At 41.5% G+C, this 25,173-nt stretch carries 21 protein-coding genes, 1 tRNA gene and 1 pseudogene; 12 read left to right on the top strand and 11 right to left on the bottom strand.

What is annotated here, in order from left to right; all coding sequences use genetic code 11:
• Window positions 1-98 precede the first annotated feature (98 nt).
• The 4 genes from QX565_RS14985 to QX565_RS14970 all read left to right on the top strand — a co-directional run bounded on the left by QX565_RS14985 (window position 99) and on the right by QX565_RS14970 (window position 6,250).
• Entirely contained in the window at window positions 99-2,375 is a 2,277-nt protein-coding gene (locus QX565_RS14985) for a glycoside hydrolase family 97 protein (protein WP_289293308.1), read from the top strand.
• Between the two features lie 17 nt (window positions 2,376-2,392).
• A complete protein-coding gene (locus QX565_RS14980; protein WP_289293306.1) occupies window positions 2,393-4,306 on the top strand; it encodes an FG-GAP-like repeat-containing protein in 1,914 nt (637 codons plus the stop codon).
• Between the two features lie 199 nt (window positions 4,307-4,505).
• Window positions 4,506-5,075, top strand: coding sequence for an RNA polymerase sigma factor (locus QX565_RS14975; RefSeq protein WP_221648748.1), 570 nt, complete (start codon window positions 4,506-4,508; stop codon window positions 5,073-5,075).
• Window positions 5,072-6,250, top strand: a complete 1,179-nt coding sequence (locus QX565_RS14970; protein ID WP_289293304.1) for an energy transducer TonB — start codon at window positions 5,072-5,074, stop codon at window positions 6,248-6,250. Before QX565_RS14975 ends, QX565_RS14970 begins: the two co-directional genes overlap by 4 nt.
• Window positions 6,251-6,554: 304 nt before the next feature.
• On the opposite strand, the pseudogene QX565_RS14965 reads toward QX565_RS14970, so the two are convergent.
• The 5 genes and pseudogenes from QX565_RS14965 to QX565_RS14945 form a co-directional block, all read right to left on the bottom strand.
• A pseudogene (locus tag QX565_RS14965) lies at window positions 6,555-7,120 on the bottom strand (ORF6N domain-containing protein).
• A gap of 34 nt (window positions 7,121-7,154) precedes the next feature.
• Window positions 7,155-7,286 carry a hypothetical protein gene (locus tag QX565_RS14960; RefSeq protein WP_289293303.1) on the bottom strand — a complete coding sequence of 44 codons (132 nt, stop codon included), beginning with the start codon at window positions 7,284-7,286 and terminating at the stop codon, window positions 7,155-7,157.
• 265 nt (window positions 7,287-7,551) lie between these two features.
• A tRNA-Trp gene (locus tag QX565_RS14955) sits at window positions 7,552-7,624 on the bottom strand.
• A gap of 65 nt (window positions 7,625-7,689) precedes the next feature.
• Window positions 7,690-8,043, bottom strand: coding sequence for an arsenate reductase family protein (locus QX565_RS14950; RefSeq protein ID WP_195349488.1), 354 nt, complete (start codon window positions 8,041-8,043; stop codon window positions 7,690-7,692).
• Window positions 8,044-8,055: 12 nt separating this feature from the next.
• Window positions 8,056-8,637 carry a uracil-DNA glycosylase family protein gene (locus QX565_RS14945; RefSeq protein WP_289293301.1) on the bottom strand — a complete coding sequence of 194 codons (582 nt, stop codon included), beginning with the start codon at window positions 8,635-8,637 and terminating at the stop codon, window positions 8,056-8,058.
• Between the two features lie 135 nt (window positions 8,638-8,772).
• On the opposite strand from QX565_RS14945, the gene QX565_RS14940 reads away from it, so the two are divergent.
• Together QX565_RS14940 and QX565_RS14935 are read left to right on the top strand one after the other, a co-directional pair.
• Window positions 8,773-11,880 (top strand): SusC/RagA family TonB-linked outer membrane protein, encoded by a 3,108-nt coding sequence (locus QX565_RS14940; RefSeq protein ID WP_502874523.1) that lies wholly within the window; start codon window positions 8,773-8,775, stop codon window positions 11,878-11,880.
• Between the two features lie 20 nt (window positions 11,881-11,900).
• The gene (locus tag QX565_RS14935) at window positions 11,901-13,487 is read left to right on the top strand and encodes a SusD/RagB family nutrient-binding outer membrane lipoprotein (RefSeq protein WP_289293310.1); all 1,587 of its coding nucleotides are present in this window, start codon (window positions 11,901-11,903) and stop codon (window positions 13,485-13,487) included.
• Window positions 13,488-13,585: 98 nt separating this feature from the next.
• Here the strand turns inward: QX565_RS14935 and QX565_RS14930 are convergent, their stop codons facing one another.
• From QX565_RS14930 to QX565_RS14920, 3 genes are all read right to left on the bottom strand, one after another.
• Complete coding sequence (locus tag QX565_RS14930) at window positions 13,586-15,685, bottom strand: KamA family radical SAM protein (protein WP_289293299.1); 2,100 nt, start codon at window positions 15,683-15,685, stop codon at window positions 13,586-13,588.
• A 210-nt stretch (window positions 15,686-15,895) separates the two neighbouring features.
• On the bottom strand, window positions 15,896-16,531 hold the full coding sequence (locus tag QX565_RS14925) for a DUF8491 family protein (protein ID WP_002562153.1): 636 nt from the start codon (window positions 16,529-16,531) through the stop codon (window positions 15,896-15,898).
• Between the two features lie 159 nt (window positions 16,532-16,690).
• Window positions 16,691-17,332 carry an AlbA family DNA-binding domain-containing protein gene (locus QX565_RS14920; RefSeq protein ID WP_195450231.1) on the bottom strand — a complete coding sequence of 214 codons (642 nt, stop codon included), beginning with the start codon at window positions 17,330-17,332 and terminating at the stop codon, window positions 16,691-16,693.
• Window positions 17,333-17,482: 150 nt separating this feature from the next.
• Here QX565_RS14920 and QX565_RS14915 point away from each other — a divergent pair, with 150 nt between their 5' ends.
• Entirely contained in the window at window positions 17,483-17,659 is a 177-nt protein-coding gene (locus QX565_RS14915; protein WP_002562150.1) for a BF3379 family histone-like protein, read from the top strand.
• Window positions 17,660-17,870: 211 nt separating this feature from the next.
• Here the strand turns inward: QX565_RS14915 and msrB are convergent, their stop codons facing one another.
• On the bottom strand, window positions 17,871-18,974 hold the full coding sequence (gene msrB / locus QX565_RS14910; RefSeq protein WP_322932866.1) for a peptide-methionine (R)-S-oxide reductase MsrB: 1,104 nt from the start codon (window positions 18,972-18,974) through the stop codon (window positions 17,871-17,873).
• Window positions 18,975-19,124: 150 nt separating this feature from the next.
• Between msrB and QX565_RS14905 the strand changes: the two genes are divergently transcribed.
• The 3 genes from QX565_RS14905 to QX565_RS14895 are packed head-to-tail and all read left to right on the top strand — an operon-like array spanning window position 19,125 to window position 22,077.
• On the top strand, window positions 19,125-20,018 hold the full coding sequence (locus QX565_RS14905; RefSeq protein ID WP_221648663.1) for a helix-turn-helix transcriptional regulator: 894 nt from the start codon (window positions 19,125-19,127) through the stop codon (window positions 20,016-20,018).
• 2 nt (window positions 20,019-20,020) lie between these two features.
• A complete protein-coding gene (locus tag QX565_RS14900; protein ID WP_221648662.1) occupies window positions 20,021-21,283 on the top strand; it encodes a putative DNA modification/repair radical SAM protein in 1,263 nt (420 codons plus the stop codon).
• A gap of 20 nt (window positions 21,284-21,303) precedes the next feature.
• Window positions 21,304-22,077, top strand: a complete 774-nt coding sequence (locus QX565_RS14895; protein ID WP_221648661.1) for a TIGR03915 family putative DNA repair protein — start codon at window positions 21,304-21,306, stop codon at window positions 22,075-22,077.
• Window positions 22,078-22,079: 2 nt separating this feature from the next.
• Here the strand turns inward: QX565_RS14895 and QX565_RS14890 are convergent, their stop codons facing one another.
• Entirely contained in the window at window positions 22,080-22,748 is a 669-nt protein-coding gene (locus QX565_RS14890; RefSeq protein WP_195351169.1) for an MgtC/SapB family protein, read from the bottom strand.
• Between the two features lie 277 nt (window positions 22,749-23,025).
• On the opposite strand from QX565_RS14890, the gene QX565_RS14885 reads away from it, so the two are divergent.
• Together QX565_RS14885 and QX565_RS14880 are read left to right on the top strand one after the other, a co-directional pair.
• On the top strand, window positions 23,026-23,841 hold the full coding sequence (locus QX565_RS14885) for a DUF4261 domain-containing protein (protein ID WP_289293298.1): 816 nt from the start codon (window positions 23,026-23,028) through the stop codon (window positions 23,839-23,841).
• Window positions 23,842-23,885: 44 nt separating this feature from the next.
• Complete coding sequence (locus QX565_RS14880) at window positions 23,886-24,317, top strand: ribosomal maturation YjgA family protein (protein ID WP_221648659.1); 432 nt, start codon at window positions 23,886-23,888, stop codon at window positions 24,315-24,317.
• Here the strand turns inward: QX565_RS14880 and QX565_RS14875 are convergent.
• Complete coding sequence (locus QX565_RS14875) at window positions 24,280-25,173, bottom strand: ion transporter (protein ID WP_221648658.1); 894 nt, start codon at window positions 25,171-25,173, stop codon at window positions 24,280-24,282. The two genes, QX565_RS14880 and QX565_RS14875, sit on opposite strands and share 38 nt — an antisense overlap.

The raw sequence follows: 25,173 nt of genomic DNA, 5'->3' as shown, positions 1-25,173 counted from the left end.
TGTTTCTTGAAAAATGAGAGAAAAGAGATAACTAATTGATTTATAAAGTTAATAACAAATAAAAAAGTATTCAATTATTAGGAATACAACATAGAAGTATGAATAAAAAATCAATTTTATCTTTATTGCTTTTGTTCTTTTGCACATTCGGTGTGCAGGCAGAAGAATATGAAACGACCTCGCCTAACGGCACGTTGAAAATAAAGCTACGGGTAGATAATGGTACGACCTATGAGGTATGGCATGGCGATAAGCAGTTGATATCCCCTTCGTCTATAGGGTTGAATCTTTCTAACGGGACAATTGTGGGAGGAGGAACGGTAAAAAGTACAACGACCAATCATGTGGATCAAACAATTGATGTTGTAGCCGGAAAAAATAAAACTCTGAGAGAGGCTTATAATGAGCTGTTAATATCATTTAATGAAAACTATGACCTTTTGGTGAGAGCTTACGATGAGGGGATAGCATATCGTTTTATCACCCGTCTGGGTGGAGAGATTATTATCAATAGTGAAGATGCTGTGTTCAATTTTACTTCAACCCCGACAATCTATTTCCCGGAGTGCGATACTAATTATTCCGGAGAAAAAGACCAGCAGGGGAAAGTACACCAGATTCATCAGGGATATAGAAACTTTGAACGGCTCTATAAAACTTATAATGCACCGACTGATATCACGAACAATCGCTTTTCTGTATCTCCCGTACTGTTTTCGTATCCTGATACTCCTTACAAGATTGTTGTAACGGAATCTGATACATATGATTATCCGGGATTGTATATGGAGCAAAACGGCGTGAATTCTATGCGTGGAAAGTGGGCTCAATACCCTAAAGAGGTTATGGATTCTGATCCTTCAAATTCCAGCTACTGGTATTCTAATCATCTGGTTATTTCAAGAGAAAACTATATTGCAAAAACAGAAGGAAGCCGCACATTCCCCTGGAGAGTTATTATTGTTTCTGATGATGACAAATCTCTGCTTAACAATGAATTGGTGTATATGTTGGCAGAACCTTGCCGTTTGACGGATACTTCTTGGATACAGCCGGGTAAAAGTGCTTGGGAATGGTGGCACAAAGCCGTTTTAGAAGGAGTCGATTTTCCATCAGGAAATAAGAATCTGTCTTTTCAATTATATAAATATTATGTTGATTGGGCTTCTCAGCATGGTATTGAATATATGACACTTGATGCCGGTTGGTCTGAAGATTATATACGTACATTATGCCTTTATGCAAAACAGAAGAATGTGAAAATTTTGGTTTGGACATGGGCAAGTTGTGTTAGAGAGAATCCGCAGGATTGGATTAAGAAGATGAAAGACTATGGTGTTTCCGGAGCAAAGATCGATTTCTTTGAACGCAGTGATCAGATTGCTATGCGTTGGGGACGGGAGTTTGCACAACGCCTGGCAGACAATCAAATGGTTGCCCTGTTCCATGGTTGTCCGGTTCCAACCGGGATCAATCGTACTTATCCCAACATCCTGAATTTTGAGGCTGTCCGTGGTGCTGAGTGTAATTTCTGGGAAAGCACTCTGACGCCTGAATATCATACACAATTTCCTTTTATACGTTCATTGGCTGGTCCCGAAGATTATACTCCGGGGTCTATGAGAAATGTAACTCAGGAGGAGTTCAAACCTATTGACAAGGACAACACTCCACCAATGAGTATGGGTACCAGAGCTCACGAACTGTCAATGTATGTCATCTATGACCAGTGGGTGGGATATTTATGTGACTCTCCAACAGAATACAATAAATATCCGGATATACTTAGTTTCTTGTCAACAGTTCCTACAATCTGGGATAAAACAGTACCATTGGATGCCAAATTGGGAGATTATATTCTGATGGCTAAACAAAAGGGAAAAGACTGGTATGTAGGTGGTATGACCGACTGGACTCCAAGAACGGTAGAAATTGATTTCAGTTTTCTGGAAGCTGGTGCCTCTTATCAGGCTGACATCTTTAAGGATGTTCCTGCATCGGGTGAACAGCCCAAAGAGTATGTTTGTGAAAAGATGGAAATCACTAAAGATACTAAACTTTCTATCAACATGGCCAAAGGAGGCGGTTTTGCCATTCGCTTGCTCCATTCCTCCGGTTCGGGTATTGCAAAGGTCAATCAGGAGAATCCTCTCACTGTGTATGTGGAGAAAGAATCCGATACGCTTCATGTAAAGACAAAGAAAATAATTGAGGCAGTGAAAATAAACAATATCTCCGGACAGGTTTTATTTGCGAAGAATTTTAAGGATGGTTCTTATTCTGAGCAGATAGATCTTTCGGGCTTCAATAGAGGAGTATATGTAGTTTCTGTGAAGACAGAAGCTGCATTGGCCTCGACAACTTTTATCTATTAATGAAAAACAAATGTATTATGAAAAACGTAGAAATTTTTAGATGCACATGTGCGTTGGTCGGACTTGCCTGTACCTCTGCTTTTGCTCAGGTGAAACATGCTTCATTTTCTGAGATCATTAATCCTGTTGTAGTAGACGGTGGAACAGAGAGTATTCCTATGGTGTATGAAGCTGCTGCTGCCTGGGGAGATTATAACAACGATGGTTTTCTGGATGTGATTATAGCCGGTGTAACTTCACAAGGAGAGCAAACATTACTTTATAAAAATAAAGATGGAAAGCAATTTGAGCAAGTTGCGCATAATTTTCCGGGTTTGAGGACATCCAGTGCCACCTGGTTCGACTATAATAATGATGGAAATCTGGATTTGTTTCTGGCCGGAAAGAAAAGTAATGGAGAATACTATGCTGGTTTATGGAAAAATAAAGGAGGAGATGCCGGTTTTGAAGAGGTCTTTACAGGGCTATTCCCTTTGATTAATAACGGAAAGGAAAATCGTTCTAACCGATATGTAGTAGCTGCTGATTATGACGGTGACGGCTGGACGGATCTTTATATTCAGGGGCGTACAAGCGAAGGTGACAAGAATACCGGAATCTCATACTTATACAGAAATGTAAATGGGGAGAATTTTGAACGTATTGACAAGCCGGTAAAAAACAAAATGGGTAGCAGTGCGGCTAAACCCTTTGTTCAGTTATCTGGTGGTGGGGCTGCCTGGGCTGACTATGATGGTGATGGATTCTTGGATCTGATTGTTTCGGGTGAAGGAATTGACGTTGACAAGTATGATGCCGACTATGGTTATCATGGCAGTTATAATGGTGCAGTCTACAAAAACAATGGTGATGGAACTTTTGCCGAACCCATTGAATTTGAAGGTATAGAAGAAGGCAATCCTGTCTGGATTGATTATAATAATGATGGAAAACAGGATTTTATGGTTCCCGGAGTTAGATGGGACGAAGCTGTGAGCTGGAACTGGCGCGGTGACGTGTATATCAATTCAGTAGGAGGATTTACCAAATATGGTGCTGCTACAACGGGGTTGCCAAATAGCAGACAGGCGCTTTCTGTCGATGCAGGCGATGTTAACAATGACGGTTTTAGCGATATCCTGTATATGAATGCTACAGAGGAGACTGATATGGTTTATTTGAACAATGGAGGCAAACTGGATGCTCCTATGTTTACTGCTTCTCCGTTAGTGTATGCTGGTGCAAAAGCACAGAGGGGTGGAACAGCCAATCTGGTAGATTTTGACAATGATGGTAATTTGGATGCATTTCTTGTGGGTTATGGCGATGCGGGAGGATCACATACCCGCCTGATGAAGAATAATTTAGGCGAAGGAATTACTGCAAATAAGGCTCCCGGTGCACCTACCAATTTGAAAGCAGTGTCGGGTTCCAATGGCATTGTAATGTTCTCATGGGATGCCCCGGCTGATGATGTAACTCCGGCCAGTGCTCTGAAATATAATTTGTATATCAAACAGGGAGATGTTATCAGAATGACAATTCCGGCTGATATTACTACCGGACGGTTGAAAGTAGCCGAAGTTTCCGGATTAATCAGCAAGAGAGTGTTATATAAGGTAACAGGACTGACTGGCGAGTATACATGGGGAGTACAAGCGGTTGATAATGCTAAAGTAGGTGGCCCGTTTGCTATTTTTGGTGCAGGAACCGGAATAACAAACGAACCGGAGAAGACCTCTGTAAAGGTTATGAGCGAGGGAGACGCCATCCGTATTACTGCTGCCAGTGATCTGAACGGTATAATCAATGTTTATTCCATGGATGGAGTTAATGTATATTCAGAATCAGTATCATTGAATAATACAACTGTAAATCTGCCGAAAGGGATTTATCTTGTAAAGATTACATTAGCTAATGAAACAATAACAGAAAAGGTGATTGTTTGGTAAAAGGATAACGAACAGGGTAAGAAGGCTATCGGATATTTCGGTAGCCTTTTTTTGTATTTCACTGCAGAGTATGCAGGGGCTTAATTATTTAAAATGAACTATATAATTACTCAGTGTGCTCTGTGGTGGATTGATTACTTAATCCTTCCATATATCCCTACGTTTACTTATTTTTTTTAACTTTGCCCAAAAAGAAGTCCTGTTTTTTAAAAAGAACATATTAAAACTGACCGACGAAGAGCTATTACATCAGTATGCCACGTCTGGTAAAACAGAATATTTTGGTGAACTTTACAACCGATATATTCCGTTATTATATGGTCTTTGTCTCAAGTATCTGACCGACGAAGCACGTGCACAGGATGCAGTAATGCAACTTTTTGAAGATCTGCTTCCTAAAATACCCCATTATGAAATAAAGGTTTTCAAACCCTGGCTATATCGGGTAGCAAAGAACCACTGTCTACAAATACTGAGAAAAGAAAATAAAGAAATTCCTCTCGATTATACGATTAACCTTGTGGAATCTGATGAATTTCTGCATCTTTTATCTGAAGAAGATACTTCGGAAGAACAACTGAATGCCCTGAAGCATTGTCTTGAAAAGCTTCCCGAATTTCAGCGTATCAGCATCATGCATTTTTTTATGGAAGAAATGTCTTATGCCGATATTGTAGAGCAAACAGGCTTTACACTGAATAACGTGAAAAGCCATATCCAGAATGGAAAACGTAATTTAAAGATTTGTATAAAGAACCAGACCCAATGAAGCTATTAGACTACATACGAGGAACCCGTAAAGGGCGGGAAGCTCATCGCCTGCAAAAGGAAGCGATGCGAGATCCTTTTCTTGCCGACGCTATGGATGGTTACGACGGCGCAGGGGAAAGTCAGGAGCAACAGATAGAGTTACTTCGCCGCCGGATTACAATGAGGGTGAAAAGGAAGCAGAATCATGCTTTAGCCTGGAGTGTGGCTGCCAGTCTCCTGTTAGGTGTTTGTTTGGGTGGTTATTTTCTGTTCCAAAAAGATAAATTACCGGAAGAAACTCTCATGGCTCTGGAACAATTGCAACGGGATACTATTTTACAAACACCTTCACAGATACCTGCTGAAGCAGAGGTGAAGTTGGCGAAGACACTGAAAAAGGATTCGATGAGACCACTCATCAGTCAGGAACGAAGAGTGAAACCTGCAGTTACTGCCAAAACCATTGCTCCCGAAGTGAAAGAGCAATCTGCGGTAGAAGTAGAGATGAGTGTGGCCCTTTCAGAAGAATTAAAACTGGCTGATACTACAATCGCTGCAGACGATAATAATCTTGCCCGGAAGTTGCAGGATAGGGTAGAAGGCCTAAAGGTCGGTGGGATAAAAGGACGTGTGACTGATGAAAACGGAGAACCTCTTATGGGAGCTAATATTCTTGTAAAAGGAACCGGTAAGGGTACGGTTTCGGATGTAAATGGAAACTTCACATTAGATACAGACGGAAACAAAGAGATTGCGGTCAACTATATCGGTTATGAACCGATAACTCTTCCTGCAGATACCGGCAAAGAAATATTGATTGCCATGAATGAAAGCAAAGAGGCATTAAACGAAGTAGTGGTAGTGGGCTATGGTACTGAAAGGAAAAAGAATCTCACAGGTTCGGTAGTACGCGTTGAGCCGTTGACCATGCCGGAGCCTGTTCCTGTGATAGGGCTCAAAGCATATAAGAAGTACCTGAAAAAGAATAGGATCCGTCCAACAGATGAAGAATGCGCAAAGGTAAAAGGGGAAGTGGTACTGACTTTCCATGTAGATAAAAAGGGGCGCCCGGTCAATATAAAAATAAAGAACAGCCTATGTGCTTCTGCTGATAAAGAAGCAATACGTCTTGTAGAAGACGGGCCGGACTGGTTGGCGGGAGATAAAGAAGTAACACTGAATATTAAATTCTAAAGAAAGTGTTTTGGAAGAACTGGAAAAGATTCCATCATTCGAGGCTGTTTTATAATCAGAGCAATAATAAAGAGCTCTCAACTCGTGAAAACTCTTTTCCATTTAGTAGAGAATATCGAAATATCCCCTATCGTTGTCATCCAGGTCTCGCGATTGACTGGGAAGTATTATTCAACTTAGTTCCAAGTTCTGATAAAGCCAAGAATAATGTATTTAATTCATCGGAAGTAAAGTCAACCAATTTGCCATTTATCATATTGCATAGAAGGTATTTGTATGCCAATGGCAGGGTAAGAAAAGGCTATTATTTAGTCTTAATGAATCCAATCGGGTTACGTGGTCTTTCGTCCCACGCCTTTTTGGTTTGCAGTTCTGCCAGTGTTTGGTTGATTAGCTCTATTTGCATCCGGGTATCGTCGTTGATGTCATTGTAGTCGGCAAAAACTTCTTCGAGGTATTGTTTGAGTTCTTTAACTTCCACCTGTAACTCTGAAATACGGTCTACCGGAGGATTGGCTATCAATTGGCGGACAGCAATAAAGGCGCGTATAATCTGTATGTTTACATCTATTGCAATGTTACTGTTGAGTACGGAAGAGAGTTGGGCGACACCATGTTCGGTGAATGCGTAGGGCATATACCGGGTACCTTCCCTCTTTGAGGTGCTAATTCTGCACCTCAAATCTTCCCATTCTTCCTTAGTCAGTTCAAACATGAAATCGCTGGGGAAGCGACGGAGGTTGTTTTTTACAGAGAACGTTTCAAATACTTTGTCTCTGTATCGTACATCTCTGCCAAATCGAAGTCCAACATCACCTTCTGACCTCGTATCTCGTATATTTTATTTTGAATAATTAGTAATTCATCCATGTCCTATTTTATTTTTTGTATCACAAAAGTAGAGTTAATTCTTCATTTCTCCTATATTATTACCATCCTTTTTCTCTTGTCGAACAACATCCGGCGCAAATGTTACCAACGCTCCTTTTCCGTCTCCCGTCCTCTTCCATCCCCGTTTTCCTGTCAACTTCCGCATTGTTATTATAACTATACCCTAACCACTCAAACTCAAACATAGAACAAAAAATTACCTCCTGACGCATCATTTTCCTATTTTGCACCCGTCCAATACGGTGTGTTACCCTCTTTTCGTACGTCCGTTCCTTCCTTCTCGAAATACATGGCCTTCCGTTGAACCCTTGCGAAGTGGATGAAACTAATGAGTGTGGATGGGCTTTTACCGTCCGATCTATAAACGAAAAATAGCTGTAAGTCAAAAAACTTACAGCTATTTAATCATGCACGGGAGGAGAGGCTCGAACTCCCGACACCCGGTTTTGGAGACCGGTGCTCTACCAACTGAGCTACTCCCGTGTTTGCGGGTGCAAAGGTAGAATAATCTTCCGAATCTGCAAGTACTTCTGCAAAGAAGTTTTCAACTATTTTAGTTTTTCCCATTCATCGGGTTTGAATCCCACTAATACAAAATTATCAGTCACTACCAATGGACGTTTCACCAGTTTACCATTGGTAGCCAGCAGGGCTATCTGTTCTTCTTCGCTCATCGTGGTAAGCTTCTCTTTGAGGTTCAGCTCTTTATAAACCAGTCCACTGGTGTTGAAAAACTTTTTTACCGGTAGTCCACTAAGTGGAATCCATGCTTTCAGCTCTTCTACGGTGGGGTTGTTTTCTACGATGAGACGGTTGGTGTACTCAATATTATTTTCAGTCAGCCACTTTTTTGCCTTTTGGCAAGTGCTACACGCTGGGTATTGCAAAAAGATTGGTTTCATATTTCTATTATTTTAAAGCATTTGTAAATCTTGGTATATGATACGGTAAGCGGCTGCTTTCTTATCCAATGCTAATGGGTAAGCACGGGAAGAAGAAGGCATTCGGTAGAGCCGCATCGGGCGATTTTCAAACACAAACTCAGAAAAATCGCCTACTTTGGGCTCTTCTACATTGAATTGCATGCGAAGGGTATCTGTGGCTTTTTGCCCGGTGGTTACGATGGTTTTGCATTCCGGTAATTGTCGGAGCATAGCAGCTATGTCAGTAGACTGAACAACCTCTAAGAATTTGTCGGAAGCATTATCCTGCAAACGTCGTATGGCAGAAGCTGTATCGAATAAGGCAATCCCCTTTTTATTGAGAAAATCAATGATTTGTTCACGACAAAAAGCTTTCTTTGACTCATTCAGAAAATGATCTTTGTTGTCAAAGAACAGGAGTCCCACAATTCTCCACATATCATTATTTAAATTTGGATAATAAAAATCCATAGACCATCTTTTCTTTTGTGGCGGAAAACTGCCCAGCATTAACAATTTTGCATGCGGAGGTAAAAACGGTTCCAGGGGATGATTTTCTATCTCTATTTCCATATTTACAGTTTATTTGCAACAAAAATAGTGATAATACCTATTTCTGAGAACTCTTTTGTTTAAACGTTACCTAAAAAATATTTTTTTAGAATTTATTGTGTACTTTTGTATAAGCACAATCTATTTGAAATGAACATATTACTTACTAGAAGGACTCTTTTATACTTATTTTTAATACTCTTACCCCCTTTGGGAATAGAAGAGTGTAATGCTATTAATATAGAATATGATAAACACACAGACCAGTTTTCTTCAAGAAAAAAGATAAAAGGACACGTCGTCGATTCTAAAGGGGAAATTTTGATTGGAGCTACTGTAAAAGTGAAAGGGGAGCCCGACGGAACCATTACTAATGCAGAGGGTGAATTTTCTTTAGTAGTAGAACAGGATGCTGTTCTGCAAATTTCCTTTGTGGGATGTGAGACTAAGGAAGTGCCTGTACGAGGACAAACTGAATTTGAGATACTACTCAAAGAAGATGCCGTGATGCTTGATCCTATTATTGTCACTGCACTTGGCATTGAAAAGAAGGAATCTTCTCTCTCATATTCGGCTATGCAGCTCAAAAGTGATGAACTGAACCGGGTGAAGGACCCTAATATGATTACTGCACTGGCAGGAAAAGCAGCAGGTGTGCAAATTAGTAAGAATTCCTCAGGACCGGGTGCATCAGCTAAGGTCAGTATTCGTGGTATACGTTCTGTAGTCAGTGATAATCAGCCTTTATATGTAATAGATGGTGTTCCGATGCTCAACTCTACTTCCGAACAAGCCTATTCGGCTATTGGAGGTACAGCCAATGCCGGCAATCGTGATGGAGGTGACGGCATTTCTAATCTGAATCCTGAGGATGTAGAGAGTATAACGATTCTGAAAGGTGCTCCGGCTGCAGCTTTGTATGGTAGCCAGGCTGCTAATGGGGTAATATTGATAACCACTAAAAAAGGGAGCGAGTCCGGAGTTCATAAAGTATCTTTCTCTACCAGCCTGACCGTTGATAATGCTTTTAGTCTTCCTGAAATGCAAAACCGCTATGGAGTGAGTGATGATGTAGATAGCTGGGGAGCAAAGGCCGAACTGCCGGATCGGGACAACCTGAAGAATTTCTTTCGTACCGGTTTTACTTCCATTACTTCTATATCTGTGAGCCATGGAAACGAGAAGTTACAAAATTATTTCTCTTATGCCAATACCAGCGGAAGGGGCATTATAGATAAAAATCAGCTTTCTAAACACAATCTGAATTTCCGAGAAACCTCCTCTTTGTTCAATGGCCGGTTGAAACTGGATGGCAGTGTGAATGTGATGCGTCAGGTAGTAAAGAATAAACCTGTTACCGGAGGCTTTTATATGAATCCCCTGGTGGGATTGTATCGCTTTCCTCGTGGCGAAGATCTGTCTTATTATAAAGATCATTTTGAAGTATATGATGAAGATCGTAAGCTCAATGTACAGAATTGGCATACGTCTTTTGAAGATTTTGAGCAAAACCCTTATTGGATTGTCAATCGTATCCAGAGTAAAGACACCCGTTCCAGAATCATTACGTCTTTGTCCGCTCGTGTGAAGGTGAATGATTGGCTCGATATCCAGGCACGTGGTACTATGGATTATGCAAATGACAAATTACGGCAGAAGTTTTATGCTTCTACAGCTCCGGCATTGGCGGGAGTGAATGGTCGCTATATTGAAATGGATTATCAGGAGGTACTGCTTTATGGAGATGTGATGGCAACGGCAAAGAAGAAGTGGGGTGACATCTCACTGGATGCCGCTATGGGTGCCAGCATTAATGACAAGATCGTAAATTCTGTCCGTTACGACTCTAAGACGGCTTCCTTGAAATTTCCCAATGTCTTTAATCTGACCAATATTATTATGAACGGTTCGGCCAGCCTCGATCAGAAGATTGATGCTCACAGGCAGTTGCAGTCGGTATTTGCTACAGCACAGGTGGGATACAGAGAGAGCCTTTTTGTAGATGTGACCGCCCGTAATGACTGGGCTTCTACTCTGGCTTACACCCGGCATGAGCGGACGGGGTTTTTCTATCCCTCTGTTGGTGCTTCTCTTATTCTGAATAAACTGATAGCTTTGCCGGAATGGGTTTCTTTTGGTAAAGTGCGCGGTACATACAGTAAAGTGGGTAATGATATCCCACTGTTTATCACCAATCCGGTTTCACACGTTACTGCCGGCGGTGAAGTGCAGGCCAGTGATGCGGCTCCTTTTAAAGAGATGGAGCCTGAAATGACATACTCTGTGGAAGTAGGTACCGAGTGGCGTTTCCTTAGTAATCGTCTGGGCATTAATGCCACTTATTACCGTACTAATACTCGCAATCAATTCTTCAAGCTGCCGGCTTTATCCGGAGACAAATATGCCTATCGGTATGTCAATGCCGGTAATATACAGAATGAGGGCTGGGAGCTGACACTGGATGCCGCACCTGTGATGAAGCGGGACTTCATCTGGAAAACAACACTCAATTTCTCTTCCAATAAGAACCGGATTATCGAACTGCATGAACAGTTAAAGGAGTTTGTTTACGGTCCTACCAGTTTTTCGTCGAGTTATGCCATGAAGTTAGTGAAAGGTGGTTCTATCGGCGATATTTACGGAAAAGCTTTTGTTCGTGATGGCAGTGGAAATATCGTTTACGAGGCCGGGGGCGAAAATAAAGGATTGCCTCAGGTTGAGGGAGACGGAAATACGGTGAAGGTAGGCAATGCCAATCCTCTCTTTTCGATGGGGTGGAGCCATACTCTTTCTTACAAAGGGGTCAGCCTTTATTTTTTGATAGACTGCCGGTATGGTGGAGATATTCTTTCACAAACCCAGGCCGATATGGATATGTATGGAGTTTCCAAAACTACGGCCGACGCCAGGGACGATGGATATATCGTGCTGGAGGGACATCGTGTAGAGAATGTAAAGGGATTCTACAAGAACGTAGTTGGCGGACGTGCGGGTGTGACGGAATACTATATGTATGATGCCACAAACGTGCGTCTGCGAGAACTTTCTCTAAACTATCAGTTGCCTGCCGGCTGGATAGCTAAAACGAAAGTTTTCAAAGATATACAGCTCTCTTTTGTAGGGCGCAATCTTTTTTTTATTTACAAGAAAGCGCCTTTTGATCCCGATCTGGTACTTTCTACCGGAAATGATAACCAGGGAATCGAAGTCTATGGAATGCCCACGACACGTAGTTGGGGATTCAGTATTAAATGTGAATTTTAAAGCAGGGGAGGGGTAAAATGATGAAAAAGAATATGATTCTTCTGTTTTTGTTTATAGGGTCGATACTGATATCCTGTACTTCCCAATTCAGAGAGTACAATACCGATTTGGCAGGCATTACCGATGAAGATTTGAAAGCGGATAACAATGACCATGGTATTCGTCTGGGCATTATTCAGCAGGGTATTTATTTTAATTATGATTATGGCAAAGGCAAGAACTGGCCCTTTCAATTGACGCAGAATCTTAATGCTGATATGTTCTGTGGATATATGCACGATGCCAAGCCACTGAATGGAGGTAGCCATAATTCCGATTATAATATGCAGGACGGTTGGAATAGTGCGATGTGGGGACATACGTATGCTTATATCTTTCCTCAGATTTATCAGTCGGAAATCCATACCCGTACAGGGCAGCCGGCATTCTTTGGCATTACAAAGATTCTGAAAGTAGAGGTGATGCATCGTGTGACAGATTATTATGGCCCTGTAGTATATACCAATTTTGCAAATCCGGAAAACAATTATCAGCCCGATACGCAGGAGGAAGTATATGATGAGTTCTTCCATGAACTGGATACGGTGGTTACCGTTCTTTCTGATTACATAGAACGAATGCCGGAAGCTGCAGAGTTTGCCCGTTTTGATATTCTGCTTGATGGGAAATATTGCTCCTGGATTAAGTTTGCCAACTCTTTGCGGATGAGGCTTGCCATGCGTTTAGCTGTGGTGAGTCCGTTGAAAGCCCGCTCGGAGTTCTTGAAAGCTTTAGATAATGCGTATGGCGTTTTTGAGTATGCTACCGAATTGGCGTCTGTCTCTACCGGTAGTGGATACTCCAATCCACTTGGTGAACTCAACCGTGTGTGGAATGAGACTTATATGAATGCCTCTATAGAATCTATAATGAATGGTTACGGTGACCCCCGGCGGGAATTTTATTTTGAACATTGTACGGCTCCGGATTTAAAGGGAGAGTATCGCGGCATTCGTCAGGGGACTTGTTTTGCCCACAATCGTTATAACACTTTGTCGAAGCTGGCGGTAGATCAGTCTACAGATGCGGTTTTAATGACTGCCGCCGAGGTGTGGTTTCTTCGTGCGGAGGCGGCATTGCGTGGCTGGACATCAGAGGATGCGGGAGAATGCTATAAGCAAGGAGTGGCTTCCTCTTTCCGCCAGTACAATCTGACTGCGACAGACGATTATCTGAACAGTGATAATCGGGCTGCTGATTTTGTTGATACGTATGATCCCGATAATAATATAAAGGCTCGTTGTCAGGTGTCTCCACGCTGGATAGAAAGTGCAGATCGGGAGGTTAAACTGGAAAAGATCATTACTCAAAAATGGTTGGCTATGTTTCCCGAAGGTTGTGAGGCATGGGCAGAACAGCGTCGGACAGGTTATCCGCGTCTTTTCCCTGTAAGATTTAATAATAGCCGGAATCATTGTATTGATACGGAAACAATGGTTCGTCGTCTGAACTTTCCCGGTTCATTAGAGACGGAGGACGGAGAACAATACCGTAAGTTAGTGGATGCGTTGGGCGGAGAAGACAATGGAGGTACGCGTCTTTGGTGGGATACCGGGCGTAATTGGTAAGTTAGTTTGTTATGACTATGAAAGAATATTGCCATTTATAGTGGATAACCTTCGGAGCCCATTGCTCCGGAGGTTTTTTATTTTTGTAGTTGGGTAGCTTATCCTTCTACTTCCAGATTACTCATTCTGTCAGTGGTTTGAAACTCAAACTCCGGATATTCGTATAAACTAAACCGGGGCTCTGTTTCACCTTCTGTGTAGCTCCATATGCTGGCGTAGTCTTCGGGATCTTCTCCCATCTTACCCAATTGTCTTAGATAAGCGGCAAGCGATTTATTTTCTACAATATAAATTTCTCCCATTTTATCGATGATCGGACTATGGTGGCGTGTGCGGTCATGGTCGAAGCGGAGAATACGTTTTCCGTCTTCAGTAAGACCTACCATGTTGAACGTCATACTCTTGCCTATGGCAGGGAGGTTGAGTACACTTCGGTCGGTAGCCAGGAAAGGCAGGTGGTGTTTCCTCATGAAGCGACGGATACGAGTTGCTGTGTCTTCTCCTTTTTCGAGTAGGGTGTACAGTTCTGTAGCTTGCTCCGGTGTCAGCTGACCGTATATCTTTTCTTCATGCTGTTCCTGCAAGGAGCGGCTGTTGGGGGTAAATACAGCGTAGTTTTCATTGAAGCCTTTCACTGAGAAGGTATAATAACAAACGACTCCAAGGGAGTTGAGTATCTGACGCAGTCTTGTTGTATGTCCTCGCCGGGAAGCTGCTACGGTATAAACTAACTGGTTGGTGATAAGCCACCCGGCAGAAAGTATCTTGCTGATGGCTTCCCGTGCTTCCGGAGTGACCTCCAATGGTGTCTGGAAGTGTGTTTGGATGATGAATTGCTTCACACCAATAGCTGAAGCCTTTTCTTTAAACTCACGAAGAATCTCAACGAGCTCGTCATTGATACGCATCGGAAGATAGGCTGGCAAGCGCGAACCGAGACGTACACGTTGTAGTTCGGCATACTTTTCTCCCTCCGGACGTTCCTGATTAGCTTTCCGTTTGCGGGCGGCCATCCGGTATACAGCTTCCAGAATGTTTCGTAATGTTTTGTTTTGGCTCATTAGTGCATCTCCACCTGTGATAAGGATATCACGCAGTTGCGTGTCTTCTTCGAAATAACTCATCAGGCGGCGTAGCTTTTTATCCCAGGATTCTTTGGGGCGCAGGCTGTCGAATTCAAAATTCAGACGCTCGCTCTGGAAATCGTACATACGCTGGCAAGAAGCACACAATCCGCCGCAAGCCCGTCCCATGGTATCCGGTATCAGGATAGCAACTTCCGGATAACGGCGATGAATATTGTGCCCGTCCGGAAGTAACCATCCGGCTGCATTGGGCTTTCCGGCTTCTACTATGTCTTCTTTTTCCCAGGCACGGATATTGCCATATGTCTCTACCAGACGGGGGGAATAAAGAATATAACTGCGGATTGCTTCGTCATTGTATCCGTCTCCGGTAATATCAAGTAGTGATAGGTAATAAGGAGTAGCAAAGAAGGGCATTCCTTTTTTACGTGCACGCGAAAGCAGATACATCGTTTCGCTGGAAAGTGAATTTCCCAGTAGGCGGTTTAATTCGGAAGGGCTTTTTATGGCCATTGACAAGTGAAAACGGAAGTCGTTCCACCATTGGCTGACGAGTTGATACTTCTCGTCATAGCTCAGTCCTTCGTCAAATTTGAAACGGGTGGAACCGGATTTACGGTTTTCAATCTTCTGTATCAGTACGTGCAGCATTCGTTCTTTGTTTTGTGCACGGAGTTCCATGACTTCTTCATCCAGTCCGGTGACCCAGCGTTCGGTACGGCTTTTTATCCGTTGTGGAGAGGGGAGGGGCATTTCGGGGGCATCCAGTCTTTTGAAGAGATAGAATAAGTCTATGAATAAGTCTGTTACCAGATCTGTATTTTCCAGTTGCCCGATGAGAAACTGGTGGAGTACTGAAAGAGTCTGTACAGGCATGTCCTGTCCTGTGGAGAGTTCGTGGATATTTGTTCCGTCGTAATTGATAAGGAGTCGAATTTGCTTACCCGGGTTACTTTCAGCTTGCGGATGGAGTGACAGGAATCTTTCGAGGCTGTTTCTAAAGTCTTTATCGTTAATACTTTGACCGGCCAGTTGGCAGAGTTCCGGTAACTCCTGTTGGTATAGTTGTTTCAGTTGTGAAAGAGTGAGGGTTAGCATTTTCTTTTGTTTCATAAGCGATTTTTCTTTTATTGGTGGTCAATATGTCAATGTACATGCACCAAACATCTACGCTAAATATTCCCGGATAAATCGGTATATTTAACGAAACGAGTCATTTATTGGCGCATTATTAGGCATAAATATACAAAAAAAAGCGGAAGTACGTGACTTCCGCTTTTCTATAGCTGCATTCTTTTACGATTATTTTTTGTTTCGTAACATTTATGCTTTGACATCTTCGTTCTTACGTTTAGGCTCTTTCTTGGCCAATAAGATAATGTTATAGACATATTCTGTCATCCATTGTTCGGAGTAGCCGAGACGTTCTTTGTACTGTCGTACGGAAGTCGCTGTTTTGTGTACGTCATCTGCTTTCCATACTGTTTTGGTACACACATCGTGTACGGTTTTTGCTGTCATGTTGCGAAGCGTCTTTTTAAATACAGACGGCATACGGAATTTCCACTGCATAAGGTTACCCATTAACATCATCAGGTCATTAGAGAAACCCTGATACATAAATAAATAGGCCTGTATGTCGTTTTGTGTACGGCAGTTCTTTTTTATTGAAGAATCGATTTCTTTGAAAAATGATTCGCTGATTCCATAATCTTCCATTAACATTTTACGGGCTGCTGCTTTTTCGCCTAATCCCAGTTTTCCTCCCTGGGTGGGTATTTTGAACAGGCGTTTGAATTGCGCTACATCCGGGAGAAAACGGATATTGGTGATACCAAGACTTACAGCAATTACCGATTGGAAATATACGCGTGTCAATGACACGAAATCTTCTACATTACCTACAGCCTTTCCGTCGGCTTCGGCTTTTTTCTTGAATAAGTTAGCAAATATGCTCATATATATTAATTATAAATTTTGAATTATGAATTCGGGTTTGCGATTGCAAAAGTACTAAATAAGTTGATTTACACCAACTATTACATCATTCATCACTTAAAATTCGTAATTAAACCGTCTACCAACATTCAATATCCTTTTCTATATCTTTCATCTTATCTATTTCAGTCTGAAGTAAAATTTATGATTCTCAAATATCGGTTCTATTATATCAAACCGGATAAATTTAGCCAGCAAATGTTCGGCAGCACGACGCGGGATATTTGCCAGGCGGCAGTATCGATTTAATGAAAGTGAGGTGTTCGCTTCGAGCAGATCAAGCAACAGTTGCTCCCGTTCGGTGTATTGTATCAGTTCTCCTACCGGATTATCACTTTGTTCCCATACACGCAGATGTACCGGAGTAGCCAGTATATTTTCATCTTTTATACGAATATAAGCCAGTGGTTTGCCGGTTTCATCTTTTGCATATACCGGCTTTTGGGCACTTTCATCTATTTGTACCACTAATATAGAACGTCCTTCGGCATGAAATGTTTGCATGGAGTAGTGAACTTCGGGCAGACAGTAGAGTTGAGCCGCTGCTTCTATCATATATTTCTCTTCGTCTGAACGTACACCGGCTATTTTTCCATTGTCCTTAACGCCGATGAGTAAACGCCCGCCATCGGTATTGGAAAAGGCCGACAATGTTCTGGCTATTTTGCGGGCATCCGAAATTTCAAATTTAAAATCCTGTTGCTGGTGCTCTCCCTCAGCTATTAAAATATGTATGTATTCGGTATCTGTAAGTGGTTTCATGGCTGCAAAAGTAAAGAAAAAAGCCGAAACCGCCTTTTTTAGATGATTTTTCGCGGATTATTTCAAAAAAAATATTGTTTTTATGTGTTTATTTCGGGAAAGAATGTATTTTTGCCAATCATTATTAACGAAGAAAATATAAAAAGGATCATGAAAGAATTAGTAGAAAAAATCGCAGCTCTTGTAGCTGATTTCAACAAGGATGCAAATGCACAGATCGAAAACGGTAATAAAGCTGCTGGAACACGTGCACGTAAGGCTTCATTGGAAATTGAAAAAGCAATGAAAGAATTCCGTAAAGTGTCTTTGGAAGAATCAAAAAAGTAATTTTTTGAATAAAGAGAAATGCGAAGCCAGACCTTGTGAGGACTGGCTTTTTTATTTTATAGCTGTTGGGAGTGGGCGTTTATGACTGAAATTCACCACAGAGTCGCACAGAGTTCCACTGAGTGTTATTTATCTGATTAAAAAAAATAATTAAAACTCCGTGTCACTCTGTGAGACTCTGTGGTGAACTATATTCAGAGTTGTGTTTCAATTAACCACCGCTTGCCGTACCTCCCCCTGCGGGAAGCAGTTTCAGATATTCGCCATACCCTTCTTCTTTCATCTTTTCTTTGGGGATGAAACGCAGGGAAGCACTGTTGATACAATAACGTAGCCCTCCTTTATCTGCAGGACCGTCTGTGAAAACATGTCCTAAATGTGCATCTCCGGTCTTGCTGCGTACCTCTATACGTCTCATGCCATGAGAGGTATCCATGTTTTCCTTCACCAATGTTTTATCTATTGGTTTTGTGAAACTGGGCCAACCACATCCTGAATCAAATTTATCAGTAGATATAAACAATGGTTCGCCGGTAGTGATATCTACATAGATACCGGGTCGTTTCTCATCCCAATATTCATTATGAAAGGCTGGCTCGGTAGCACTTTTTTGTGTTACGGCATATTGCTCGTTGGTGAGCTTGGCACGAAGTGTGGCGTCATCCGGTTTCTTGTAAACAGGTTTTGCTGTCGTTTTGGGAGCATTCGCTTTTTTGGCCAGTCCAAACAAAGCCGGGTCGATATGGCAATACCCTCCCGGATTTTTATCCAGATAATCCTGGTGATAATCTTCTGCCTGATAAAAGTTGGATAATGGTTTTATTTCAATAGCGAGTGGCTTTGAATAGTTCTTTGCCAATGCTTCTACAGCAGTTTGTATAATCGGCAGATCAGCTTTATCCGTGTAATAAATACCTGTACGATACTGTGATCCGCGATCGTTTCCCTGCCGGTTGACACTGGTGGGGTCTATTGTTTTAAAGTATAAATCTATTAGTAAAGGAAGCTCTACTTCCTGTGGATTATAGGTTACCTTTACCGTTTCGGCGAAATTGGTATTTCCGCTACACACCTGTTGGTATGTGGGGTTGGCAATATTTCCGTTTGCATAACCTGCCTGAGTGCTCTCTACACCCCTGATTTGTTTCAGAAAATGTTCTGTACCCCAGAAACAACCACCGGCAAAATATATTTCCTTTTGATCTTTCATATTGTTATTCTCCTGTTTTTTGAGTTTAGTACTCTGCACGCTCTGTGCATTACCTGTCAGCGAACAGCCCATGAAGAGCAGTATAGTTATAACGATTGTTTTCATACTTTTCATATAGTATATAACAAAATAGTGGTGTGTTTCACTTGTATCATTCAACTCTTTTTTAGTTATTTCACTATATCTTCTCTTTATTATGCTTATTTTTGGCACAAACTATCTTCAATTTTGCAGCAGATATAAATAAAAGCAGATATGGCTAAGCAACAATTCAATAAACTCATCTGGCTGGTAGATACGATCTATCGGAGCGGGCGCATTACGTTTGCTGAGATCAATCGTCGCTGGCGGGCAGGAGATAGTACTCGTACGGATATTCCTTTGCGTACTTTTCATAATCACCGGCAGGCTATCGAAGAGATGTTCGACATTAATATAGAATGTGATAAGTGTACAAATACTTATTATATAGCTGATGCCGAGGGAATGTTGGGAGATAAGCTCAAAATGTGGTTGCTCAACAGCTTTTCATTAAACAATATTTTGCAGGAAAATGTGGATATGAAGAACCGGATTGTTTTTGAGGAGGCTCCTTTGGGACTGCAATATATGGATGTCATAATAGATGCTATGAGGGCAGGGTTTGTGCTTCACATGGAGTATCAGGCTTATAACTGGGGGCAACCGAAAGAGGTTTGTCTGGAACCTTACTTCCTGAAACTGTTCCGTCATCGCTGGTATCTGATAGGAGTCAACCGGAAGTATGAAGCTTTCCGTTCTTATTCTTTAGATAGGATTAAGTCGGTAAGGACAGGGAATGATACGTTCCGCTTTCCCCGGAAATTCACTCCACAGGATTATTTTCAGAATTGTTTCGGTATCATTCGTGATGAGGCACAACAACCGCAACGTACTGTTTTGCGGGTTGTTGCCGAGCAGGCTCCTTATCTGCGTAACCTACCTTTGCATCCCAGTCAGCAAGAGATAATAACGACAGATACTTATACTGATTTTGAAATGTATATATCGCATACTTATGATTTTATTCAGGAGTTGTTGTCTAAAGGATCGACGGTGGAGGTTCTTGAACCTCAAAGTTTGCGTGATTTGATGAAGGCTGAAATAGAAAAGATGCAAAAATTGTACTGATTATGAATGCAAACGTACTCGAAAAGCTGAGGATATTGGCGGAGTCTGCCAAATATGATGTGTCTTGTGCTTCCAGTGGAACAGTGCGTGCCAACAAACCGGGAATGCTTGGTAATACTGTAGGAGGGTGGGGGATATGCCATAGTTTTGCCGAAGACGGGCGATGCATCTCTTTATTGAAGGTAATGCTTACCAATTATTGTATTTATGATTGTGCCTATTGTATCAACCGGCGTAGTAATGACTTGCCACGTGCTACTCTTTCTGTTTCTGAGTTGGTTGACTTGACCATTGAGTTTTATCGCCGTAATTATATAGAGGGTTTATTTCTTAGTTCGGGGGTTGTACGCAATCCCGATTATACGATGGAACGTCTGGTACGGGTAGCCAAAGACCTGCGTGAAGTGCATCGATTCAATGGATATATCCATTTGAAAAGTATCCCCGGAGCCAGTCGTGAACTGGTGACTGAAGCCGGACGTTATGCTGATCGTTTGAGTGTGAATGTTGAAATACCTAAAGAAGAGAATTTAAAGTTGCTTGCTCCGGAGAAAGACCATAAGAGTGTATTTGCTCCTATGTTGTATATTCAACAGGGGGTACTGGAAAGTAGTGAAGAACGGAAGAAATTCAGGTATGCCCCTCGTTTTGCCCCAGCGGGGCAGAGTACACAGATGATAGTTGGAGCTACTGCTGAAACAGATAAAGACATTCTCTTCCTCTCTTCTGCTTTGTATCAGCGTCCCACCATGAAACGGGTTTATTATTCCGGTTATGTTTCCGTCAATACCTATGATACCCGTTTGCCGGCTTTGAAACAACCACCTCTTGTCCGTGAAAACCGGTTGTATCAGGCAGACTGGTTAATGCGATTTTATCAGTTTAAAGTTGATGAAATTGTAGATGATGCTTATCCTGATCTTGATCTTGAAATAGATCCGAAGCTTTCGTGGGCATTGCGTCATCCCGAACAGTTTCCGATAGACATAAACAGGGCAGATTATGAAATGATACTTCGTGTACCGGGCATTGGAGTAAAGTCTGCAAAGTTGATTATTGCTTCGCGGCGTTATTCAAAGTTAGGATTCTATCAGCTTAAAAAGATAGGTGTAGTGATGAAGAAGGCGCAGTATTTTATTACTTGTAGTGAGCTTCCGATGAAGACTGTCAATGAAATGACCCCACATACTGTGCGTAGCCTGTTGCTTCCCAAACCCAGGAAGAAGATAGATGAGAATCAACTGACATTTACTTTTTCTGATTAACTCTGATTACAAACCGGCCTATGAATTTATTTATATATGATAAAACTTTTGAAGGTTTACTGACAGCTGTTTTTGATGCTTATTATCGTAAAACTTTTCCGGATATGTTACTGTCCGAAGGAGATACTTTACCTCTGTTTTATAATGAATCTTTTACTGTACATACCGATGAAGAGAAATCCGGACGTGTGTGGCGTGGATTACAAAAGAAACTCTCGGTTTCTGCTCTGTCATCTATTACCTGGTGCTGGCTTTCAGAACTTCCGGAGGTAGACATGTTGCTGTTCCGCTATATTCGTAAAGCAATTGATGCACCCCGTTCCATTGAAACTAATTTTGGAGACCCGGATGTACTGGAACTTGCAAAAATATGGAAAAAGGTAGATTGGGAGCGGCTACGTATGCTTCAGTTCGTTCGTTTTCAGAAGGCTGTGGATGGTACTTTTTTTGCTGCTTTTGAACCTCAGCATAATGCGTTACCACTTACCATAGAGCACTTCAGAGATCGTTTTGCCGATCAGAAGTGGTTGATCTATGATATGAAGCGCCGTTACGGTTTTTATTATGACCTGAAAACCGTAGAAGAGATTACTTTTGATGATGATAGTAGTGCTTCCCATCTCATTACCGGTATGTTGGACGAGAGCCTGATGGATAAGGATGAAAAACTTTTTCAGCAGCTATGGAAAACTTATTTTAAATCTATTACGATAAAAGAACGGCTCAACCCGAGGAAGCACAAACAAGATATGCCGGTACGTTACTGGAAGTATCTGACAGAAAAGCAAAAGTAGTTTTACTCTATTCTTTCTACTGTCACTTCCGGAAATTCCTGTATAAGTGACAACAGATGTCCTTCGTCATAGTTACGTTTCGATTTTATTACCATTGTCACTTGGTAGAGAGATGCTTCTCCGTGTCCTATGGTATCCATCTGATAGGATACAATCCGGTAATCTTTGGAGTTGAACTTATCTGCAATTAACTTTAGTATATTCTTGTTTTCTGTAGAGAAAGTGATCATGGAGCTTTTCATGCCTACACTTTTGAATATATAACTCAGTGCTTCGAGCCCGACGAGTGTTAGCAACATTGCAGCAATTCCTATCACATACATACCTGCACCTACAGCCAGACCGATTCCTGCTGTAGCCCATAATCCGGCGGCAGTGGTCAGCCCCCGCACTATTTGCTTCTGAAAAATAATGGTACCGGCACCGATAAAACCAATTCCACTGACTACCTGTGCTGCTACACGACTTGGATCCAGAGTAACACTACTCTCTTTTATAATATCCTGAAAGCCATATTGAGAAACAATCATTATCAAAGCGCTGCCCAGCGATACAAGAAAGTGGGTACGATAACCTGCTTCTTTGGCACGATACTCTCTGTCCAGTCCGATGATGGCACCCAATATACCGGCTACTAACAATCTTAATACAAAATCAAAATTTAATGCCATACTTTTACTCTCCTTTCTGTTTTCAAGTACGCTCTCTGATGTTTATGTATAACCATCTTTACAGGCTCTTAAAGATACAACTGTTTTCTCTTTCGTTGTCATTTATTTAGTGTTATTTTAGAGTTCAGGATGAGTTTTTGTGATAAAGAGGTCATTTACTGTAGATTTTATAGTATTTGATTATCTGTTATACTTAAAATCAGTATCTTCGCAAAGAGAATATATGTATTCTATGCTGAACCGGGCTTTAAGGCATATAAATCTATAATTAAGGCATATGAACAAACAAGAAGAAGACATCTTAGAATCCATGACGCAGAAGGTTGTTAAATATGGAGATGCTGAAGAAGGTAGAAATACCGGCACTTTGGTCGGTTTTGTCTTATTGAATACCAAAGAGTGTGATTTTGAAAGAATAAAAAAGAACCTGAAGGTCGACTGGAAAGATGTTGATTGGGGAAAAGTTACTAAAGAAGGATCCGCACTGGTGTTTGAGGTTGATGATATGATGCTTTGTCTTAGCTATTTTGATGCTCCGGTTCCCGATAAAGAAGCTGAGTATAATGCCGAAAACAACTATCTGTGGCCGGAAGCTGTTGAAGTGACGAAAACACATGTGGCCCAACTGTGTATAGCTGTACTGAGGCGGAATGTGCCTGTCGTTGAAGCGGGGGAACTGTTTGTTAAAGGAGCCTCTTCTTGTTTGAAGCTGGAGAATGCAATTGGTTTTTACGCTTCGGGTACTGTGTTTGAGCCAGGGTTTTATATAGAAGCGTCAACTGTAATGAAAGAGGATACGTTGCCCATTCTGAACTGGATTTATTTTGGTTTTACAAGAGGAAAACAGGGGCCGGGTATTTATACGTATGGGATGACTGCCTTTGGTAAAGACGAATTGGAAATATTAGATAGTAGAATGAGTCCGGAAGAGTTAAGTGAGTTTTTGTATGATGTAGTATATTATATTTTAGAAAGTGATGTAACTCTGAGAGATGGTGAAACGATTGGAATGTCTGAAGAACAAAAGCTGGCTATAACTCGTTCGGAAGGAGTGTCGGTAGATGGTTTCAGTCTGAAAATTGCTCTTGAGTAAAATTTAAACAGGCTATTGGTGTAGCTGGGTTTACACGATTGATTATGAAGAAAAGAATTATTTATGCCCTCTGTTTTCTCGCGATACTGATAATAGAAATTATTATTGGCGTATATGTTCACGATACCTTTGTTCGTCCTTATGTGGGTGATATTCTGGTAGTCGTACTGATTTATTGTTTTATTCGGATCTTTATTCCCCGGTCTTTGCGCTGGTTACCGGTATATGTTTTTGCATTTGCTTGTTTTATTGAAATACTTCAGTTCTTCCAGCTTGCAGATGTGATGGGGTTATCTGAAAACGGATTGGCTAGAATTGTACTTGGATCAACTTTCGATTGGAAAGATATTCTTTGTTATGCGATAGGTTGTCTGGCACTTTTGCTGATAGAGTATATTGAACGTAGGATAGTACGGCACAGAAGAGAGACCCAATCGCTCATTGGTTATAAGAACCGGACTCACTGGTATCTTTAGGTGTACTTTTCTCTTTGTAAAGTGGATATCCGCAATGTTTGCAGTATACAGCATTTTCATCGTGTCCCGTTTTATGACAATTGGGACATTGTATATCTTTCAGCTTCTTATATTCTTTCATCATTGAAACGGACACAATGCCGGTTGGTACGGCGATGATAGTGTAACCAATCAGCATAACGCAAGCAGAGAGCAACTTACCCAAAGGTGTAACCGGAGTAATATCTCCATATCCTACTGTGGTCATAGTGACAATAGCCCAGTAGATGCTATTGGGTATATTGTTGAATTGTGTATCCGGCTGAGTACCTTCAATCATATACATCAGTGTGCCGATAGAGATCACAAGTATTACTACAAAAAGAAAGAACACTGCTATTTTCTTACTGCTCTCTTTGAGTGAAGTGAGCAATCGTTCTCCTTCCATCCAGAAAGTGAAAAGCTTGAATATACGAAACACCCGAATAATACGGAATGCCCGGATAACCAGTAGATAACGTGCTCCCGGCAGGAAAAAGGCAAGATATAGTGGTAGGGTTGCCAATAGGTCGATGATACCGAAGAAACTGAAAATGTACTTTTTAGGTTGTGGTGAACAGTAAATACGCGTAACGTATTCGAAAGTAAAGAAAGCCGTAAACAGATATTCGAATATAATAAACGGAGTTGAAAGCCAGGAAGGAATTCCTTGCAGACTTTCGAGAATGGCCAATAGAATACTGAGTGCAATACATACAATGAGCGCCACATCGAACATTTTTCCTGCTGGAGTATCCGATTCAAAGATGATAACATATAACTTATGTTTCAGTGGCTTATTATGTAAAAAACGTGTAAATCGCTCTCTTACTGTCAT

The sequence above is a fragment of the Bacteroides sp. 41_26 genome, assembly GCF_949740115.1.
Taxonomy (GTDB): domain Bacteria; phylum Bacteroidota; class Bacteroidia; order Bacteroidales; family Bacteroidaceae; genus Bacteroides; species Bacteroides nordii.
Note: the sequence above shows the minus strand (reverse complement) of the source record. Positions and strands in the feature narration are given on the sequence as shown.

Bases quoted from the DNA above. Each gene is read 5' to 3' on its own strand.
- QX565_RS14925 (WP_002562153.1), bottom strand. From the start codon at position 16,531: ATGAGCATATTTGCTAACTTATTCAAGAAAAAAGCCGAAGCCGACGGA.
- QX565_RS14875 (WP_221648658.1), bottom strand. From the start codon at position 25,173: ATGACAGTAAGAGAGCGATTTACACGTTTTTTACATAATAAGCCACTG.
- QX565_RS14980 (WP_289293306.1), top strand. From the start codon at position 2,393: ATGAAAAACGTAGAAATTTTTAGATGCACATGTGCGTTGGTCGGACTT.
- QX565_RS14930 (WP_289293299.1), bottom strand. From the start codon at position 15,685: ATGAAACAAAAGAAAATGCTAACCCTCACTCTTTCACAACTGAAACAA.
- QX565_RS14890 (WP_195351169.1), bottom strand. From the start codon at position 22,748: ATGGCATTAAATTTTGATTTTGTATTAAGATTGTTAGTAGCCGGTATA.
- QX565_RS14950 (WP_195349488.1), bottom strand. From the start codon at position 8,043: ATGAAACCAATCTTTTTGCAATACCCAGCGTGTAGCACTTGCCAAAAG.
- QX565_RS14895 (WP_221648661.1), top strand. From the start codon at position 21,304: ATGAATTTATTTATATATGATAAAACTTTTGAAGGTTTACTGACAGCT.
- QX565_RS14905 (WP_221648663.1), top strand. From the start codon at position 19,125: ATGGCTAAGCAACAATTCAATAAACTCATCTGGCTGGTAGATACGATC.
- QX565_RS14915 (WP_002562150.1), top strand. From the start codon at position 17,483: ATGAAAGAATTAGTAGAAAAAATCGCAGCTCTTGTAGCTGATTTCAAC.
- QX565_RS14985 (WP_289293308.1), top strand. From the start codon at position 99: ATGAATAAAAAATCAATTTTATCTTTATTGCTTTTGTTCTTTTGCACA.
- QX565_RS14935 (WP_289293310.1), top strand. From the start codon at position 11,901: ATGAAAAAGAATATGATTCTTCTGTTTTTGTTTATAGGGTCGATACTG.
- msrB (WP_322932866.1), bottom strand. From the start codon at position 18,974: ATGAAAACAATCGTTATAACTATACTGCTCTTCATGGGCTGTTCGCTG.
- QX565_RS14900 (WP_221648662.1), top strand. From the start codon at position 20,021: ATGAATGCAAACGTACTCGAAAAGCTGAGGATATTGGCGGAGTCTGCC.
- QX565_RS14960 (WP_289293303.1), bottom strand. From the start codon at position 7,286: ATGCGGAAGTTGACAGGAAAACGGGGATGGAAGAGGACGGGAGACGGA.
- QX565_RS14920 (WP_195450231.1), bottom strand. From the start codon at position 17,332: ATGAAACCACTTACAGATACCGAATACATACATATTTTAATAGCTGAG.
- QX565_RS14970 (WP_289293304.1), top strand. From the start codon at position 5,072: ATGAAGCTATTAGACTACATACGAGGAACCCGTAAAGGGCGGGAAGCT.
- QX565_RS14880 (WP_221648659.1), top strand. From the start codon at position 23,886: ATGAAGAAAAGAATTATTTATGCCCTCTGTTTTCTCGCGATACTGATA.
- QX565_RS14885 (WP_289293298.1), top strand. From the start codon at position 23,026: ATGAACAAACAAGAAGAAGACATCTTAGAATCCATGACGCAGAAGGTT.
- QX565_RS14945 (WP_289293301.1), bottom strand. From the start codon at position 8,637: ATGGAAATAGAGATAGAAAATCATCCCCTGGAACCGTTTTTACCTCCG.